The sequence below is a fragment of the Streptococcus sp. F2 genome (assembly GCF_056500955.1).
In genome coordinates, this window is record NZ_JBWKAI010000005.1 from 50,653 (window position 1) to 67,262 (window position 16,610).

Here is a 16,610-nt window from a genome sequence, read left to right on the forward strand (position 1 = left end):
GCAGTAACTGTCCTGTGGTTCTTAGTCATCTAAGTACGATTGGTAAAGGTAATACTCAAGGTTTCTGCTAAGAGTCCATAAGAGAAGCCACTATAATTGTCCCAGTAGTGACTAAACAAGTTGTGGTATCTGGCTTGGTTATCGACGACATCTGCAACCATCTGGTCATAGTCAGCCTGATTGGCAAATTGGAGACTAACCTGTTCTTGTCCTTGTAACAATTGGCCTTCTAGGCTGTTGAGGATGACATTAGTGTCAAAAGTAGTCAGATAACTTTGGTTACGCTTAGCGTAAATGAGGCTATCATCTGTACATACCGGAATCTTCCACACGTTTTTAGAGGTCTCTTTAGCATTGAAGACGATGTCTTTGCTAGCTTGGTGAGATAACGACATGAGTTGATCTGGTAAGCAAAGGAAGCTGTAATTGATGCCAGTTTGTTGCTGTTGAGACAAGTGGTTATCAAAGACTGGATCGCCCCAAGTCGTATCTACTCCGTAGTATTGACCATTAAGCTGGACAGCATTCCAAGCATGAGGAAAGGCTTCCTGCGTTTGGCGAGATGTTCCTGTTCCTCTAATGTAGGCAACGGGAATATTAGCTTTCTGGCAGAGAAATTGAAAAGCTTGGGCGTAACCATTACACACGGATAAATGATCAATAAAGACACTTTTGATATCCTGGTTAGAAGAAATCTGAGTTTGATCACCCGATTGATAAGCTTCAAAAGCGGCTTTGTTGTAATCGGTGTCTTGGATAATCACCTCGTAGAAATACTTCACTTTCTCATAATCATTTTCTGCTGGCATTTTAGCTATAATACTGTCACCGATGGTTTGTAAGGTTTGGTAGGTTTTTTCAACGTCTTTTGGCAGCGGAAAGGTGACAAAGGCATTTTGGTTCGAAAGTTCAAAACGGTAATCCGCCGAAGTAATCCAGTAAAACTCAGGATTATCCATCATAAAAGCATCTACAGTTTTGATGAGGCTTTCTTTAGAAGTAGGTGCTAAACTGATAACTTCACGAAACTGTGAGAGACTGTCATGCAAAGTGAGGTAATTTTCTTGTTCGGGTTTAGACAGTTGTTGAAAATAGTAATGCTGTCCCACTTTTGCGATGGTTTTTTGTCGTTTTTGACCTGTTAAAGTAAGGCTATTTTCTTGGTTAGAAGGTTGACTAATGAGACTACAAGCAGATAAGCCAAGCATCACAAAAATCATTATTGTTAAGCATTTAATCCCTTTTTTCATAACCATCCCCGTTCTAATCTAATCCCTTTCATTATATCATAGAGAGAAGAGCAATTGATTGAAAGTGAAACGTTTTCAAAATAAAATTGTATTTTCTGAAAAACGTCCTTTGTGAACTTCCTTAGTAAAATGAAAGAGATAACAAGAAGTCATTAGCAGGAATCAAAGAAAAGTGTGCTAAAGTCTTCAAGAAGAAGCCTTTGCAAATGCATCATAGTATGCTATAATAAAAGTGGAGCAACACTTGTGCGTGAAGTGGGTCAGGGGAGGAATCCAGCAGCCCTAAGCGATTGTCAGGTGTGTGCTCTTTTTTGTTACCTTTATTAAAGTAATCTCAGCTTTCTATAGAGCTATCAGTTGTTGAAATTTATCGATATTTTTAGTGAGGTTAAGAGGTATGAAACAGGACATAAAACGTTTTAAATGAAAATCAAAATTTTGAAAATTATCATATTATCATGGGTTTAAGCTATGGAAGTAAATTAGTTTATGCGGATGAAATATTAAAAGATTTGAAAGCAAGCTTAAGATTTGCTTATGATGTTACTCCACTTGAGTATGAAAATGTAGAGATTACATTTGTTACTACGAACAATATACATATTAATATTGGACAAAAGAAATCTGGATGTGTTTTGTATGTTGATTCTATTGTATCTTTAGGGATTACTGATAACTTTATCAAAGGGGATAAGGTAGATGCTTTTGGGCTCCCTTACAATTTTTCATCACCCAATGTAGATAATATTTATGGTGGTGTTGTGAAACATTCGGATGACAAACATCAATCATTGCAGTTTGTAGGGATTTTAAATCAAGATGGAGAAGAAACCAGTCTCCCCTCTGATACTATTTTAATAAAGCATAAGCAATTTACTTTGCAAGAATTTGATTTTAAAATAAGAAAATTTCTAATGGAAAAATACAGTATCTATGATTCGGAATCGCGTTATATATCGGGGAGCTTTTTCTAGCTACCAAAGATAGTAAACATTATGAAGTTGATTTATTTAATAAGAATGATAAGATTCTAGGTCGAAATCGTTTCTTTAAAAGGTATAGAGATAATAAGGTTTTTAATAGTGAAGAAATTAGTCATTTTGATATCTACTTAAAAACACACTAGCAAGTCCGTCTAGGGCTTGCTTTTTTAGTGTTCAAACGATGATAATTTTTATATAATGAGAAGAGGTAATGTGAAGGAGATAGCATGAGAAAATATTTACAAGTTAGGTTATACGAATTGTCGTATTATGTTGAAATTTTGATTTCAATCATATTATTAGTATCGTTGTTGATTTTGACTGGGCATTTGGCCTTGATGCTGACCGGGATTTTCTCAATTAAGAGTGGTTTGGACACCTACTTGCAGAATTTTCTCAACCAGGCGATGAGTATTGCGATTGGTGTCGAGTTAATCAAAATGTTGAGTAAACATACTTCAGGCACCATTATTGAAGTTCTCTTATTTGCCATTGCGCGTCAGATTGTTGTTGCTCATGGCTCGCCTGTAGATTCCCTGCTAAGTGTGGTGGCGCTAACCATTTTGTTTGCCACTCGGAAATACCTCTTTACTAGTTTTGATGACACGTCTAGTGTGGTTGTCCGAGGTAGCCAAAAAGTTAAGGTGGCAAATGTGCTGGCGCGTGTGACTTTACCAGCTGCTAGTAAAGATGAATTGATGCGTGAATTGATGCTTCGTCACTTAGAAATGGAAGATAAACTCCCATCAATTGGAGCATCGATTGCCTTTGCGGATGTCGCTTTGCGCATTGATCATATGCACGAAGGGGTTATTACCCGTATTGAAATTATCAAATCCCTCAAATAACAAATCAAACGGCCTGAAGGTCGTTTTTTGATAGACAAGATTAAGCAGCCAAAGATGATATTGTGTTATGATTTAATAAAGTAAATGAAAATACCTGGAAAAGAGGTTCGACGGATGAAGACCTATCGTCATTTTTACGCGCTTATTGGCATATTATGTTTATTTGTGATTGTCTTAGGCTTTATGCTATGGCGTTCTAAACAAGTCACTTCCCCAGCTCAACCGGAAGCTATTCCTGCTAGTCGTTGGGTTAACCAACCACTTCCTGACGTCCAGATCATGACACAAGAGGGGCAAGGCGTGTCTCTAAGTGAGTTTAAAGGCAAGCCTATGGTTCTGATGGATTGGGCCAGCTGGTGTCAGCATTGCCAAAAAGCGATGCCTATCATGAGTAAACTATACCAAACTTACCATGACGACATCACTTTTATCTTTTTGAATGCGACCGGATCCGCACAAGGCAAAGAAACTAGAGACAGGGCAGCTAACTACCGTCAACAACTGCCTTATGAGATTCCTATTTATTATGATCAGCAGATGGCGGCTGCTAATCAGTTACAAGTAACTGCTGTTCCCACCTATTTTTTCCTTGATAAGAAAGGAGTGGTTAAACACGTCACCACTGCAGATATGACGGAAAACGAACTGGAGAGCCAAATTTTAAACCTCTTGCCTCAACAGAATAAAGACTCATAACTAGAGTAAGTATTTCTATTATTTCATAAAAATTTCAGAAACTATGAAAACAAAAGGTTATCGTCAACTCCATTGTCCTTAGAGGAGCCACGCATAGCTTGTTTTCATAAGGATGAAAACTTGAAAACCTTTTCAAAAACGATACTTTTTTCGAGGTCGAAATCCGATAAAAACCATTGAAATATTAGATAGAAAAGGTTATCATACTAGTGGAACCTAAAATTTAAGGGAGTGAAACTCATGTCACATATTACATTTGATTATTCAAAAGTCCTCGAGTCATTTGCGGGACAACATGAAATTGATTTTTTACAAGGCCAAGTTACAGAAGCCGACAAGTTATTGCGTGAAGGAACTGGACCAGGTTCAGATTTCTTGGGCTGGCTTGATCTTCCAGAAAACTATGATAAAGATGAATTTGCACGTATCTTGACTGCTGCTGAAAAAATTAAGTCAGACAGCGAAGTTCTTGTGGTGATCGGTATTGGTGGGTCATACCTTGGTGCCAAAGCTGCTATCGATTTCTTAAACCATCACTTTGCTAACTTACAAACTGCCAAAGAGCGCAAAGCGCCACAAATTCTTTACGCTGGAAACTCTATTTCATCAACTTACTTAGCTGACCTTGTAGAGTACGTTCAAGACAAAGAGTTCTCAGTAAACGTGATTTCTAAATCAGGAACAACCACTGAGCCAGCGATTGCTTTCCGTGTCTTCAAAGAACTTTTGGTTAAAAAATATGGCCAAGAAGAAGCTAACAAACGTATCTACGCTACAACAGACAAAGTGAAAGGTGCTGTTAAGGTAGAAGCTGACGCTAACAACTGGGAGACATTTGTGGTGCCAGATAATGTCGGTGGTCGTTTCTCAGTCTTGACTGCTGTTGGTTTGTTGCCAATTGCTGCATCAGGTGCAGATATCACAGCTCTTATGAAAGGTGCAAATGCAGCGCGTAAAGACCTTTCTTCAGACAAAATCTCTGAAAACATTGCTTACCAATACGCTGTAGTTCGTAATGTGCTTTACCGTAAAGGCTACATCACTGAAATCTTGGCTAACTACGAGCCATCTCTTCAATACTTTGGAGAATGGTGGAAACAATTAGCCGGTGAATCAGAAGGAAAAGACCAAAAAGGGATTTACCCAACTTCAGCTAACTTCTCAACAGACTTACACTCACTTGGTCAATTTATCCAAGAAGGTTACCGTAATCTCTTTGAAACAGTTATTCGTGTTGATAAACCTCGTAAAAATGTTATCATTCCTGAATTAGCAGAAGACCTAGATGGACTTGGTTACCTTCAAGGTAAAGACGTTGATTTCGTTAACAAGAAAGCTACAGATGGTGTGCTTCTTGCCCACACAGATGGCGGTGTGCCAAACATGTTTGTCACTCTACCAGCTCAAGACGAATTTACCCTTGGTTACACTATTTACTTCTTTGAGCTTGCTATCGCGGTTTCAGGCTACATGAATGCTGTTAACCCATTTGATCAACCAGGTGTTGAAGCTTACAAACGTAACATGTTTGCGCTCCTTGGAAAACCAGGTTTTGAAGAATTATCAGCAGAGCTTAACGCTCGCCTCTAATAAACAGATAATGAGAAAAGGCTTCCCTAGAGGAGGCCTTTTTAGTTGTCTCTAAGACATCTCTTTATCACAACAGGTCGTCAAAGATAATTTTTTTAATGTCTTCCATAGAGTCAATAGGCTTTTATCCCTAATAAAAGAAAATTGCCAAAGTTTTTTAATTTTTTTCTCAAATAATATTGACAGGTTCTTATGGACTAGCATATAATAAGTATTAGTTCGGAAAAACCGAAACCATTATTTTCAGAGGGAGATTGAGATGAAATATTCATTCATTATGTCATACTTGACATATTACTTAAAGGCAACGGTGAGTTTAGAGGGAAACTTTATTAAAGTATCTAATCCTAATACCATTTTAAAGGTTATTCCACTTGGTGCGCAAAACCGTACGATTCCTGTGGAGCAAGTTTCGACAGTCGATGACTCGTTCAAGTTAGATTTGAAATCTTTCTTTTGGGGTCTTTTGTTTGCCCTCATTGGGATGAATATGTTATCCGATTCTTTCTTCGGGGGTCTGATTTTAGGTGCTTATGGTATCTTAACCGTGTTGAGTTCCTTCCAAACTATTTTAACCTTGGGATTAACATCTGGTCAAGTGCATCCTATTAGCGTAGCTGTTTTTGAAAAAGAAAAGGCTATGCAGTGTAAAGAAGATATTCAAGCCCTTATCAATCAACGTTACCAAGCGACGGATGTTGGAAAGCACACAGCTGAGCAAACGGATCGCTTGATTGATGCCATGACTAACAACTAATCACTCAAGGTACTGATAAGAAAGCAGGAAGACAGATGACAATAAATGTGGATGAGTTAAAAAAGTGGATGAAACAAAATAGTAAACACTTGGTAGTAGGTATTGTTTTGGTATTAGTAGGCTTTGCTGGTTACCATTATTACAAGAACCAGCCTAAAAGCATTATCAGCCATGTAAAGCCCTCTTATAGTGGCTATGATGGCTACGGTTCGCTAACCTATAATGGTCGAGATGTCGGTAATGAAGTGAGCAGAGTTGTCTACCGTTCAGTCGGCTTCACCAAAAAGCAGACAGAAGAGTTATTATCCAATGACCCTGTCTTGATGACAGATATTCGGTTAGATCCTAAGTTACAAGCCAACTATGACCGCGCCATGACCATGCTAGGGACTATTAGGTGTGACTTTGATCATGCAGATAACCTTAAAAATGGGGATAAGGTAATTTTTCGTGTGACATCAACAAGCAGTAAATCTCCCGTTAAATCCGAAAAGAAAGTTTTCACGGTTAAAGGATTAGAAAAAATTAAAACGGTGAGCCTTAAGGATTTCCTGAAAGACAATCCAGTGACCTTCAAAGGTTATAATAACTATGCTAGCTTGGTCTTACCAAAAGATAAGGATGGTCAAGAACCCTTCCGAGACAATGATGAGGAAGAAAATCTATCTAATGGAGATAAAGTTAGACTGAGCTTATCAGAATCATATCTTGAAAAGCTATTGGCCAAGGGGGAAAGCATTTCGCCTAAAGAAATGACCATCAAAGTATCTGGGCTGAAAGGTATCACAGAAATTGGCAACCTCAACGATTTATTGGCAAAAAATGATGATTTGGTCAAGTCTAAACATGAAAACACCTCATCATTTACCTACACTATTGAAAAAGTCGGGGACTATTTAAAATATGACCCAAACTACTCTGGATTTTTCTCTAGTGACAGCAGTGAGCAAGTCAGCTTGGTAACGGTCTATAAAATTACAGAAACTTATAGCGGGAAACCAACGGTAAGTTATGGTTACTATGGTTATAGCGCAGAAGTAGTCAATGACAAACTCGTTACTGAAGATGCTCAGACGGTAGGTGGTTACAGCACCGAAGACTTAGAAAATTTGATTGCAAGCCTTAAAACAGAAGGCTACACAGAATATAAAGCATCCTAAACTTTACACAGCAATCACAGACTAAAGCCCGAAAGGGCTTTTTTGTTGTCATAAGGATTAAAAAAGTCCCTAAAGTCTTTAGTACTTTAGAGACGATGTTTTTTGATAAGGGATTAGGGGGAGACCAAGAGCTCTTCCAAACGTTTTTGATAATGTTGTTGGTGCAAGGCTAAGATAGTTTTAGTCAAGTCCTCACATTGTTGCTGAATACCATCTAAACTTAAGCCAAACAAACAGGTCTCTTTTGGGAAGACCTCAAGTTCTTTGAGAAATGGCAGCAAGTTTTGACTGGTGACAACCAAATCGACGGGTTTATCATAATGATAAATGTTTTCAGACAAGATATTGATCCGTGATAGGTCAACCTTATAAGCAGGAATGGTCGAACTAATAAATCGAGTGATAATATCACCAATGGTTTCTTGGCTTTCTACAATAGTGATGGCGATTGGATGCACAGAATTCTCCAAAATTTGCTCAAACAACAGACACATAAGATGGAGATGCCCCATGCTGAGATTTCCCTGTCTACCAGTATCAGCTAGCCAATCTTTGATAACGGTTTTGATTTTTTCAAGTAAGAGGGTATTTCCTTGATACTGGTCAGAATAGTAACCATCAAAGGTAATGAGCGTCTGTAAATTATAGAGGGTCCTTCTAAAGAAAGGGAGTAAGCTAGACATGTGCTGGGTAATGTCATAATGGTCCCCTACCAGTGCTTGTAAGCGACTCGCCAATCGTCGATAGTCGGAATCTTCAGCAATCACCTTAAAAAGCTGCTCCCTATGTTCTACTGTCCAGTAATCCGTGAGAAAAGAATTGTCCGCTGTTAAGTAAATCAAAAAGAGGTAGTCAAAATCATCAGCTGATAATTGACGCTGGGTTCGAGGTTCAATTTCAGAGACAGCATAATGCTTGATTTCATCGAAAATGGATAAGGTTTTGAGCTGGTTAAATAACGGTAAGTCAGGTAAGCGAACAGGATGCTTGTGCCTTCTCCAGGACAACATCAGTAAGATGTCAAAAAAGAGGAATTTCTTATCCAAAAAGGCAGACGGTTTCAGGTTTCTTTGTGTCGCAAAGATAAAAGAATGAATGATCTCAATGTCTTCAGGACGGATATCGTACAGCACAATACCATACTCTTTATGCAAGAGGGCGATTAAATAGCGAATGCGCAATTCATCCCCAACAACCGTATTGTCCACAACGTCCAAGCCAATGGTTTGCAGATAGTCTTTGAGTTTATGAATAAGGCGGTAAGCCTTTGATTGGGAAATGAAATGCTGGCGCGTGTAGGTTGCAATGGCCTTGTTATGCTGGTTGTCAGTCAGTAAAAAGGTAAGCATCTTTAAAGTGTCTGACAAACCAAAGATATCGTAGAAGAAACCATCTTCCTTATCTTCAAGCACCTCACAATAAATCATCGATTTGACGAGTTCAATGCGTAGAGAACCTTTAAAGAGGGCGTTAAACTGGCGGAAATACTGCTTCACTTTTTGAGCAGTCAAAGCGGTTTGCGAGCAAACAGACTCTAAGGTCAGTTCTCTTTCGGTCAATAAAATAGCCATTAAGACCTTCTGGTCAATAATGTCGGGCTCCAAGTAATGATCTAACAATGTAATTTCTCTCTCCTTAAATTAAATTGTATAATTTCTATATATTGTAACGGAACTTTGCAAAAAGTCAACTAAAATAGCATGATTGGGCTAATTTAACACAAATTAAGACAAAAGTGACGTCTTTTAAGGAGTGACCATTAACGATGAAAAGGATGATTTAAAATGACAAAAGATTTTGAAAGACCTAAAAATGAATAAATATTCTAAAAAAACTAAAAAACTAAAAAAACGAAAAGTTATAAAAATTAAAAATAATAGAATAAAGCTCTTGAGATTAGATAAAAAAGTAGAAACTCTTAGGAAGGAAAAATCCACCAGATTATTTCGGAAAAAACGATTAATGTGCTATCCTAGTAACGGAAATTTAAAAAACAAAGTTGAGAGTTTCTGGCTTAGTTATCAAACAAGTTGAGAACACTCACTTTTGGAGGAGAGAGAAATGAAGAACAAAGTACTCAAGACACTGGTCTTGTTTCTTTTTGCTGTGTTGGGGATATTTGCAATGCAGACAGTGGAAGCGGAGGGAAGAGATGTTAGTAATGAGGTGGTTACAAGACTTGACTTTGATAAGACAGAAATTCCTGATGGAGGTGTTTTTCGTACTCAAGTAGAATTTAAAGTTAAAGACAGTTTACATTTGAGTTACGGAGATTATTTTGAATTAAAGTTTGAGGGGCCAGATTCTTCTTTTAATTTAGAGAAGCCTTCAATTCCACTGAAAGATACAAAGACTCAAAATATCTTGGGAGAAGTTAAATTTGATAATAAAAGTAAAACCATAAGGGCGATTTTTACAAATGGGGTGAAAAACTTACACAATGTAGAAGGTGGTTTTTATTTTGATCTTTTTGCAAGAAATACAAATCAGAGAGATGAATCAGTTAAATTAAAAGTTATTTCAGGAACTAAACATGCTGAGGTTGTTATTCAGAAAGAGAGAGGAGGTACGGCTACGGACAATATTTACTACAAATCAGGTGATATTCCAGATACTCAAAATGAGGATTCAGTAAGATGGTCATTTACTTTTAATGCTGCTAGGAAGTCAACTAATGGAGTAGGATTTCTTGTTACCGATACATTAGATTCAACAATGACTTGGGATGTCGAAAAAAATCTTAGAGAGAAATATGCAATCAATTTTACTGGTGGATGGATTGGTGATGAGCTTCTAAAGTCTAAAAATGGATGGTTAAGTTTAAAAGAAGCCGAAAATTATGGTATTAAAGTGGAGTTTAGTGGCCAGACTGTTTCAATAAATATACCAGAAAAAATTCAATATGATAATGGAAGCTATCAAGAGCTAAACGAAAGTGAAATGCAAATTCATTTGTATGCTAAGATTAAGAAGGAGGTTCTGGAGAATTCGTCAATTGAATATGTACGGAATGAATCTAAGGTAGAGGTAAGAGGTGAAAATTGGCCTATTGATCCTAACTCGACAAGTGCTTATGTTCAAATACTTCGCCAAGGAGGTTGGGCAAAGGGAACGGTCAGAGGGGAAGTACGAATTTTAAAAATAATTGAAGGAACAGAAATAGGTATTGAAGGGGTAGAATTTGAAATAAAATCAAAGATAACCGGTAAAGTTTGGAAAATTATTACAAATCAATTAGGTATAGCATGTCAAAAAGGACTTCCTGAAGGCCAGTACGAATTAAAAGAAGTTAGAGCACCAGAGTGGATAGAATTTGACCCATTCGATTCACAAAAATATTCCTTTGAGGTTAAGGATAGTGACTTGGAAGGAAAGATTTTTAAAATTACAAATAAAAAGAGAAAAGTACCACTATCAGAAAAAGTTAACTTATCGGTTACTAAAATTTGGGATGACTATAATAATAAATTTAAAAAACGTCCAACGCACTTATTTTTAACTCTTTTAGAGTCTGGAAAACCGGTTATGGGTAAAACAGATATTATCGTTTATCCTAACGGTGATAACTGGAACTATGCCTTTGAGAATCTTCCTAAATTCAATTCAGAGGGAAAAGTAAATAATTACTCCGTTTTGGAAACTCAAGCTAATGATTATGAGATTCCTATTATTGAAGAAATATCTCCGTATAATTTCACTATCACTAACAGATACATAAATAAAGAAACTACTAAATTTTCTGGTAAGAAAATTTGGAAGAATGACCGCGCAGACCAACGGCCAGAATCTATTCAAGTGCAACTATTACAAGATAAAGTTCCTATCAAAGATAAAATAAAAACAGTTACTAAGGCTAATGATTGGTCTTACACATTTGTTGATTTACCAAAATACGATGAAACAGGTAAGGAATATAAGTATTCTGTTGAAGAAGTAACAGTTCCAGATGGCTACAAAGTTTCATACTTGGGGAATGATATTTATAATACAAGAGAAACAGAATTTATATTTGAAAACAATAACTTTAGTCTTGAATTTGGGAACTCTGAAGTAAGAGGTCAATCAGGTTCTAAAGTTATTACTGAAAATACTCTAACATCCTTTAAAGGCCGTAAGCTTTGGAAAAACGATGCAGCAGCTGACCGTCCTGAAGATATTCAAGTGCAGCTTTATGCTGATGGGGTAGCTATTGAGGATCAGAAAAAATATGTTTCTGGTTCAGGTGATGAATGGTCATTCGAATTTAAAAACTTGAAGAAATATGGAAAATCAGGAAAAGAAATCACTTATTCTGTTAAAGAAGTAACTGTTCCTGCTGGTTATGATGTGACCTACTCAGGTAATGATATTATCAATACCAAACGTGAAGTTATCACTCAACATGGACCAATTCTTGGACTTGATGAAACTTTACCAACAGAAGAGCATGAGTCAGGTGGAACCACGACGATTGAAGATAGTCGTCCAATTGATACCATGTCAGGTTTATCAGGAGAGACTGGGCAGTCTGGTAATACTACAATTGAGGAAGATAGTACGACTCACGTTAAATTCTCAAAACATGATATTAATGGTAAAGAATTAGCAGGTGCTATGATTGAACTACGTCATCTATCAGGTCAAACTATTCAATCATGGGTATCAGACGGCACAGTTAAAGTTTTCTACTTGATGCCAGGGACTTATCAATTTGTGGAGACGGCAGCGCCAGAAGGTTATGAATTGGCAGCTCCAATTACCTTCACAATTGATGAGAAAGGACAAATTTGGGTAGACAGTACATTAATTGTAGGTGATGATCCTATTGTAATGATTGATAATGACAAGCCGATTACTGAGGCGGGTCAATCTATTGATTTCGAGGAAACTTTACCAACTGAACAAGGTCAATCAGGTTCAACAACCGAAGTTGAAGACACTAAAGTCCCAGAAGTGATGATTGGTGGTCAAGGAGAGATTGTTGAATTTGAGGAAACTTTATCAACTGAACAGGGACAGTCAAGTTCTGCAACCGAAGTAGAGGATACGAAAGGTCCAGATGTGCTGATTGGTGGTCAAGGAGAGATTGTTGAATTTGAGGAAACTCTACCAACTGAACATGGCCAATCAGGATCCACAACTGAAGTTGAAGATAGTAAGCCTAAAATCTCCATTCATTTTGACAATGAGTGGCCTAAGGAAGAAAAACCACAACTACCTGCCGTTGAAAAACCTAAGGCTAAGGTAAGCTTGCCAGCTACAGGGGAAGCTGAACACGTCCTATCTACTATCGTGGGAGCAATGATTCTCTTCCTAGTATCACTTTGGGTTTTTCTCAAAAGAAAAGTGTCAAAAGCTTAACAACCTTTTCAACGATAAATGATTAGTAAGCGAAGAATCACTTGTTGCTATAACAGGAGATTCTAACAAAGAAGCTGGAAGCATGAAAATGCTCTCGGCTTTTTTGTTTGTTTCAGAAATCCTGTCTTACTTGCTTCTAAGGAGTAGTCGGCGGGAGGCATATGTCAGCTAGCTAAAAAGCCTAACCAGTCGGCGAACTGATTAGGCTTAATAAGGGAGGGCACCTAAGAGGATAGGTGCCCAGGAGATTTATGAAAAGGGAAAACAAGGAAATCCTATTCTCCCAACGGTTTGGGTAAACCGCTTTTTAGGATAGTTTTATTCTACGATAGGAACCTTAAACTTTCCTTAAATCCTTTTTTAGATTTCCTTTATTTTTAATATATATTTGTAAGGCGGTGTCTAGAGAGGTCCAGACACAGAACTAAATGTACTGGAAAGCTTGTCATTACAAGGTTTTGTGAGATATCTTTGACTGATGCTTGACAGGAAACGCACCTTGAATCTTTTTCTGACTTTATGTTATGATAGGGGCATGATAAAAAAAGACATTCGGCAAGAGGTGTTGCAAGCCTTGCGCACCATGCCTCCAATCCTTAAACAGCAAAAAGACAAGGCCTTGTTGGAAGATGTGGTCAATAGCTCTGCTTATCAAGAGGCAAAGGTGATTGCGACCTACCTGTCGCTACCAACTGAGTACCAAACAGATGGTTTTATCCAGCGGGCGCTTTCAGATGGAAAGACTGTTGTGGTACCAAAGGTGCTGGAGAAAGGAAACATGATTTTTGTAGGCTATCAGGCTGACGATTTAGTCCTATCTTCCTTTGGTATTTTAGAACCTCAGAGTCAGGAGGAAATTCCAAAGTCTGCTATTGATTGCCTGCATGTTCCCGGTGTGGCTTTTAACGAGCAAGGGTTTCGTATCGGTTATGGTGGTGGCTATTATGACCGTTATTTGCAAGATTACGGTGGCCCGACTTTTAGCACCATTTACGATTGCCAAATGAAGGCATTTGTCCCAGAATCCCATGATATCGCTGTTCAGGAGGTTTACCGCAGATGACACGTTTTTTAAAACAGAAACCCATTACTATTTTCTTTTTACTGTTAACAGCCTTGGTATTTATGGCCATGCAGTTGGTTTATGGTTCTCTAGCGACTAGCTCTCAAGCGATTTATCAATTTGGTGGGATGTATGGATTGGCCGTCAAGGCTTTTCCAAATCAGATGTGGCGTCTGGTTACTCCGATTTTTGTGCATATTGGCTGGGGGCATTTTTTTGTGAATGCCTTAACCCTCTATTTTGTTGGTCAAATGGCTGAGGAGATTTGGGGGTCGCACCGCTTTCTCTTGCTCTATGTTTTTTCAGGAATTACGGGAAATGCCTTTACCATGTGGCTCACACCAGAGACAGTAGCTGCTGGGGCGTCAACTTCTTTATTTGGACTGTTTGCAGCTATTATGGTTTTAGGTGCTTTTGGGAATAACCAAGCTTTGAGAGATCTTGGGAAATCTTACCAGACCTTGATTGTGGTCAATCTATTACTGAATTTGCTCATGCCGAATGTAAGCATGGCAGGACACATTGGTGGTGTCGTGGGGGGTGCCTTAATTGGCTTAGGATTTTCAAATAACCTTCAAGAATTAAGGTTAACAAAATCTCAAAAAGCCTTGGCTTTATTAGCCTATGGTCTCGTTTTAGGTGTGGTCTTAATGCTAGCCTTTTTATAAGACAAGGGTCAGAGTGAGCGGTTGGCTCTTTCTAAAACTTGTTGACAGGCATATCAAATGAAGTCTATTTGAAAAAGGAATTGGGGTTTTCCAATTCCTTTTTTGGTGTTTTAGTTTTTAGGGTCGTTTTTTTCCAAAGCTTTTCCTAGTTTGATAATGTAATTTTTCAACTCCTCTTTGACCTGTGGGTGTTCTAGGGCATAGTCGATAGATGTTTTCATGAATCCAAATTTATCCCCAACATCGTAACGATTGCCTTTGAATTCTCGTGCAAAGACACGCTGAGTTTTATTGAGGGTATCGATAGCATCTGTGAGTTGCACTTCATTACCTGCTCCAGGAGCCTGTCTTTCCAAAATATCAAAAATTTCAGGGGTTAGGAGGTAACGACCAATAATAGCCAAATCACTAGGCGCATCTTCTGGTTGTGGTTTTTCAACAAAGGTGTCTACACTGTAAAGGCCCTTGACAGCCTTGCCCTGAGGAGCGATAACCCCATAGCTAGACACATCTTCATGAGGAACTTTCATCACAGCGATAGTGGATGCATGCGTCTCGTCATAGTCTTCCATGAGTTGTTTGGTGAGAGGTTTAGCGGATGCATTTGTAATGTCCATTAAGTCATCTCCAAGCATGACCACAAAGGGCTCATTACCAACGAAGGCTTTGGCTTGTAAGACAGCATCTCCCAGTCCTCGTGGGTGGCTTTGACGGATAAAATGAAGGTTAATGGCAGTGGTTTCATCCACTAATTTCAACAGTTCATTTTTCCCCTTAGCTTGGAGGTTGTATTCTAATTCAAAGTTTGAATCAAAATGGTCTTCTATAGAGCGTTTAGCTTTTCCGGTCACCACAAGGATTTCCTCGATGCCAGATTTTAGCGCTTCTTCGACGATAAACTGGATGGTTGGTTTATCAACGATGGGCAACATCTCTTTGGCAAGAGCTTTGGTAGCAGGTAAAAAACGTGTTCCTAGACCTGCAGCAGGAATAATGGCTTTTCTGACTTTGGTCATCAGTAACTCCTCACTTTTTATAATCAATGGCTTAGTGCCATTCGTTTTCAGAACGGAATTCATTTGACATCATGCCAAGGATACTTTCTTTAATATCGGCTCCTTCGTAGATGGATTTGTAAATCGCGCTTGTGATAGGCATATAAACACCCAATTCTTGAGCGATTTCGTAGGCAACCTTAGTGGTGGAAATGCCTTCGATAACCATGCCCATATTGCGTTCGATATCTTCGAGTTTTTCACCGCGTCCAAGGGCATCCCCAGCTCGCCAGTTACGAGAATGGACAGAAGTACCGGTGACAATCAAATCTCCTACACCAGACAAGCCACTGTAAGTGAGGGGATCAGCTCCTAGTTTAACACCGAGACGAGTGATTTCAGCTAGACCACGCGTAATCACAGCTGCCTTAGCATTGTCCCCGTAACCTAATCCATGAAGGGCACCGGCCCCAACAGCGATAATGTTTTTGAGGGCACCAGCTGTTTCAACACCTACCACATCGGTATTAGTGTAGAGGCGGAAGTAGTGGTTACTAAAAAGGGATTGGACGTATTTTGCAGCTTCGATATCTTTAGAAGCTGCTGTGATCAAGGTGATGTCACGAACAATGGTTTCTTCAGCATGGCTTGGTCCTGAGACAACAACCACTTCACTGCGGAGATCAGCTGGAATTTCTTCTTCTAAGATAGTCGATAGGCGCTCGTGCGTTCCGGGTTCTAACCCTTTAGAGGCATGCATCACCACAACCTTATGGTCTAGCACTTCAGCCACTTGTTTAGCGACTAAGCGCGTCACCTTGGTTGGGACAACAAAAAGCACTGCGTCAACATCTGCTAGAGCTTCTCTTAAATCAAGAGTAGCCTTGATCTTTTCATCTAAAACAATGTCTTTAAAATAGTGTTTATTGGTATGTTCGGTATTAATTTCATCGATTTGAGCGGGAATATTTCCCCATAAACGAACGTCGTGGCCGTTATCATTTAGCACCTGTGATAGGGCAGTTCCCCAGGAACCAGGTCCTAAAATAGCTACTTTTTGTTTTGTCATTTTATCTTCTCCTTTAAGAGCTAATCATCTTATTATAACATAAGAGGAAAGGTAACTCTATTAGAAAAGATAGCAGAGGGGTTCGAGTCTTGCCCGTTTGGAATGGAAATTATAATTTTTAAAAATCAAGACATTTTAATTGACAATAGTTATCCAGAGAACTAAAATACTTATCATGAAAACTATCAAGG

The 16,610-nt window shown here is 38.5% G+C and carries 12 protein-coding genes, 1 other RNA gene and 1 pseudogene; 10 read left to right on the forward strand and 4 right to left on the reverse strand.

The window, feature by feature from the left end:
• Positions 1-29 precede the first annotated feature (29 nt).
• Positions 30-1,250: a transglutaminase domain-containing protein gene (locus ACYTR8_RS02945; RefSeq protein ID WP_269760959.1), complete on the reverse strand. Its 1,221-nt coding sequence runs from the start codon at positions 1,248-1,250 to the stop codon at positions 30-32.
• Between the two features lie 224 nt (positions 1,251-1,474).
• Between ACYTR8_RS02945 and ffs the strand changes: the two genes are divergently transcribed.
• The 7 genes and pseudogenes from ffs to ACYTR8_RS02980 all read left to right on the forward strand — a co-directional run bounded on the left by ffs (position 1,475) and on the right by ACYTR8_RS02980 (position 7,284).
• Positions 1,475-1,573: signal recognition particle sRNA small type (gene ffs, locus ACYTR8_RS02950), an RNA gene on the forward strand.
• A gap of 100 nt (positions 1,574-1,673) precedes the next feature.
• Positions 1,674-2,376 (forward strand): annotated as a pseudogene (locus tag ACYTR8_RS02955) (exotoxin beta-grasp domain-containing protein).
• Positions 2,377-2,460: 84 nt separating this feature from the next.
• The gene (locus ACYTR8_RS02960; RefSeq protein ID WP_012767582.1) at positions 2,461-3,081 is read left to right on the forward strand and encodes a hypothetical protein; all 621 of its coding nucleotides are present in this window, start codon (positions 2,461-2,463) and stop codon (positions 3,079-3,081) included.
• A 114-nt stretch (positions 3,082-3,195) separates the two neighbouring features.
• Positions 3,196-3,777 (forward strand): TlpA family protein disulfide reductase, encoded by a 582-nt coding sequence (locus ACYTR8_RS02965; protein WP_269760782.1) that lies wholly within the window; start codon positions 3,196-3,198, stop codon positions 3,775-3,777.
• A 240-nt stretch (positions 3,778-4,017) separates the two neighbouring features.
• Positions 4,018-5,367, forward strand: coding sequence for a glucose-6-phosphate isomerase (locus ACYTR8_RS02970; protein WP_479641644.1), 1,350 nt, complete (start codon positions 4,018-4,020; stop codon positions 5,365-5,367).
• Between the two features lie 259 nt (positions 5,368-5,626).
• The gene (locus ACYTR8_RS02975) at positions 5,627-6,124 is read left to right on the forward strand and encodes a hypothetical protein (protein WP_111717647.1); all 498 of its coding nucleotides are present in this window, start codon (positions 5,627-5,629) and stop codon (positions 6,122-6,124) included.
• A gap of 35 nt (positions 6,125-6,159) precedes the next feature.
• The gene (locus tag ACYTR8_RS02980; protein WP_479641645.1) at positions 6,160-7,284 is read left to right on the forward strand and encodes a hypothetical protein; all 1,125 of its coding nucleotides are present in this window, start codon (positions 6,160-6,162) and stop codon (positions 7,282-7,284) included.
• A 113-nt stretch (positions 7,285-7,397) separates the two neighbouring features.
• Here the strand turns inward: ACYTR8_RS02980 and ACYTR8_RS02985 are convergent, their stop codons facing one another.
• Entirely contained in the window at positions 7,398-8,903 is a 1,506-nt protein-coding gene (locus tag ACYTR8_RS02985; RefSeq protein WP_479641646.1) for a helix-turn-helix domain-containing protein, read from the reverse strand.
• Positions 8,904-9,345: 442 nt separating this feature from the next.
• Between ACYTR8_RS02985 and ACYTR8_RS02990 the strand changes: the two genes are divergently transcribed.
• The 3 genes from ACYTR8_RS02990 to ACYTR8_RS03000 all read left to right on the forward strand — a co-directional run bounded on the left by ACYTR8_RS02990 (position 9,346) and on the right by ACYTR8_RS03000 (position 14,355).
• Positions 9,346-12,624, forward strand: a complete 3,279-nt coding sequence (locus tag ACYTR8_RS02990; protein ID WP_479641647.1) for a Cna B-type domain-containing protein — start codon at positions 9,346-9,348, stop codon at positions 12,622-12,624.
• A 535-nt stretch (positions 12,625-13,159) separates the two neighbouring features.
• Entirely contained in the window at positions 13,160-13,687 is a 528-nt protein-coding gene (locus ACYTR8_RS02995) for a 5-formyltetrahydrofolate cyclo-ligase (protein WP_164714890.1), read from the forward strand.
• Positions 13,684-14,355, forward strand: coding sequence for a rhomboid family intramembrane serine protease (locus ACYTR8_RS03000; protein ID WP_111717642.1), 672 nt, complete (start codon positions 13,684-13,686; stop codon positions 14,353-14,355). The genes ACYTR8_RS02995 and ACYTR8_RS03000 overlap by 4 nt, the downstream gene beginning before the upstream one ends.
• A 110-nt stretch (positions 14,356-14,465) precedes the next feature.
• On the opposite strand, the gene hasC is transcribed toward ACYTR8_RS03000, so the two are convergent.
• Together hasC and ACYTR8_RS03010 are read right to left on the reverse strand one after the other, a co-directional pair.
• Complete coding sequence (gene hasC / locus ACYTR8_RS03005) at positions 14,466-15,371, reverse strand: UTP--glucose-1-phosphate uridylyltransferase HasC (RefSeq protein ID WP_269760429.1); 906 nt, start codon at positions 15,369-15,371, stop codon at positions 14,466-14,468.
• 31 nt (positions 15,372-15,402) lie between these two features.
• Positions 15,403-16,419, reverse strand: a complete 1,017-nt coding sequence (locus ACYTR8_RS03010; RefSeq protein ID WP_003053365.1) for an NAD(P)H-dependent glycerol-3-phosphate dehydrogenase — start codon at positions 16,417-16,419, stop codon at positions 15,403-15,405.
• Between the last annotated feature and the right edge of the window lie 191 nt (positions 16,420-16,610).

Bases quoted from the DNA above. Each gene is read 5' to 3' on its own strand.
- ACYTR8_RS02945 (WP_269760959.1), bottom strand. From the start codon at position 1,250: ATGAAAAAAGGGATTAAATGCTTAACAATAATGATTTTTGTGATGCTT.
- ACYTR8_RS02960 (WP_012767582.1), top strand. From the start codon at position 2,461: ATGAGAAAATATTTACAAGTTAGGTTATACGAATTGTCGTATTATGTT.
- ACYTR8_RS02965 (WP_269760782.1), top strand. From the start codon at position 3,196: ATGAAGACCTATCGTCATTTTTACGCGCTTATTGGCATATTATGTTTA.
- ACYTR8_RS02970 (WP_479641644.1), top strand. From the start codon at position 4,018: ATGTCACATATTACATTTGATTATTCAAAAGTCCTCGAGTCATTTGCG.
- ACYTR8_RS02975 (WP_111717647.1), top strand. From the start codon at position 5,627: ATGAAATATTCATTCATTATGTCATACTTGACATATTACTTAAAGGCA.
- ACYTR8_RS02980 (WP_479641645.1), top strand. From the start codon at position 6,160: ATGACAATAAATGTGGATGAGTTAAAAAAGTGGATGAAACAAAATAGT.
- ACYTR8_RS02990 (WP_479641647.1), top strand. From the start codon at position 9,346: ATGAAGAACAAAGTACTCAAGACACTGGTCTTGTTTCTTTTTGCTGTG.
- ACYTR8_RS02995 (WP_164714890.1), top strand. From the start codon at position 13,160: ATGATAAAAAAAGACATTCGGCAAGAGGTGTTGCAAGCCTTGCGCACC.
- ACYTR8_RS03000 (WP_111717642.1), top strand. From the start codon at position 13,684: ATGACACGTTTTTTAAAACAGAAACCCATTACTATTTTCTTTTTACTG.
- hasC (WP_269760429.1), bottom strand. From the start codon at position 15,371: ATGACCAAAGTCAGAAAAGCCATTATTCCTGCTGCAGGTCTAGGAACA.
- ACYTR8_RS03010 (WP_003053365.1), bottom strand. From the start codon at position 16,419: ATGACAAAACAAAAAGTAGCTATTTTAGGACCTGGTTCCTGGGGAACT.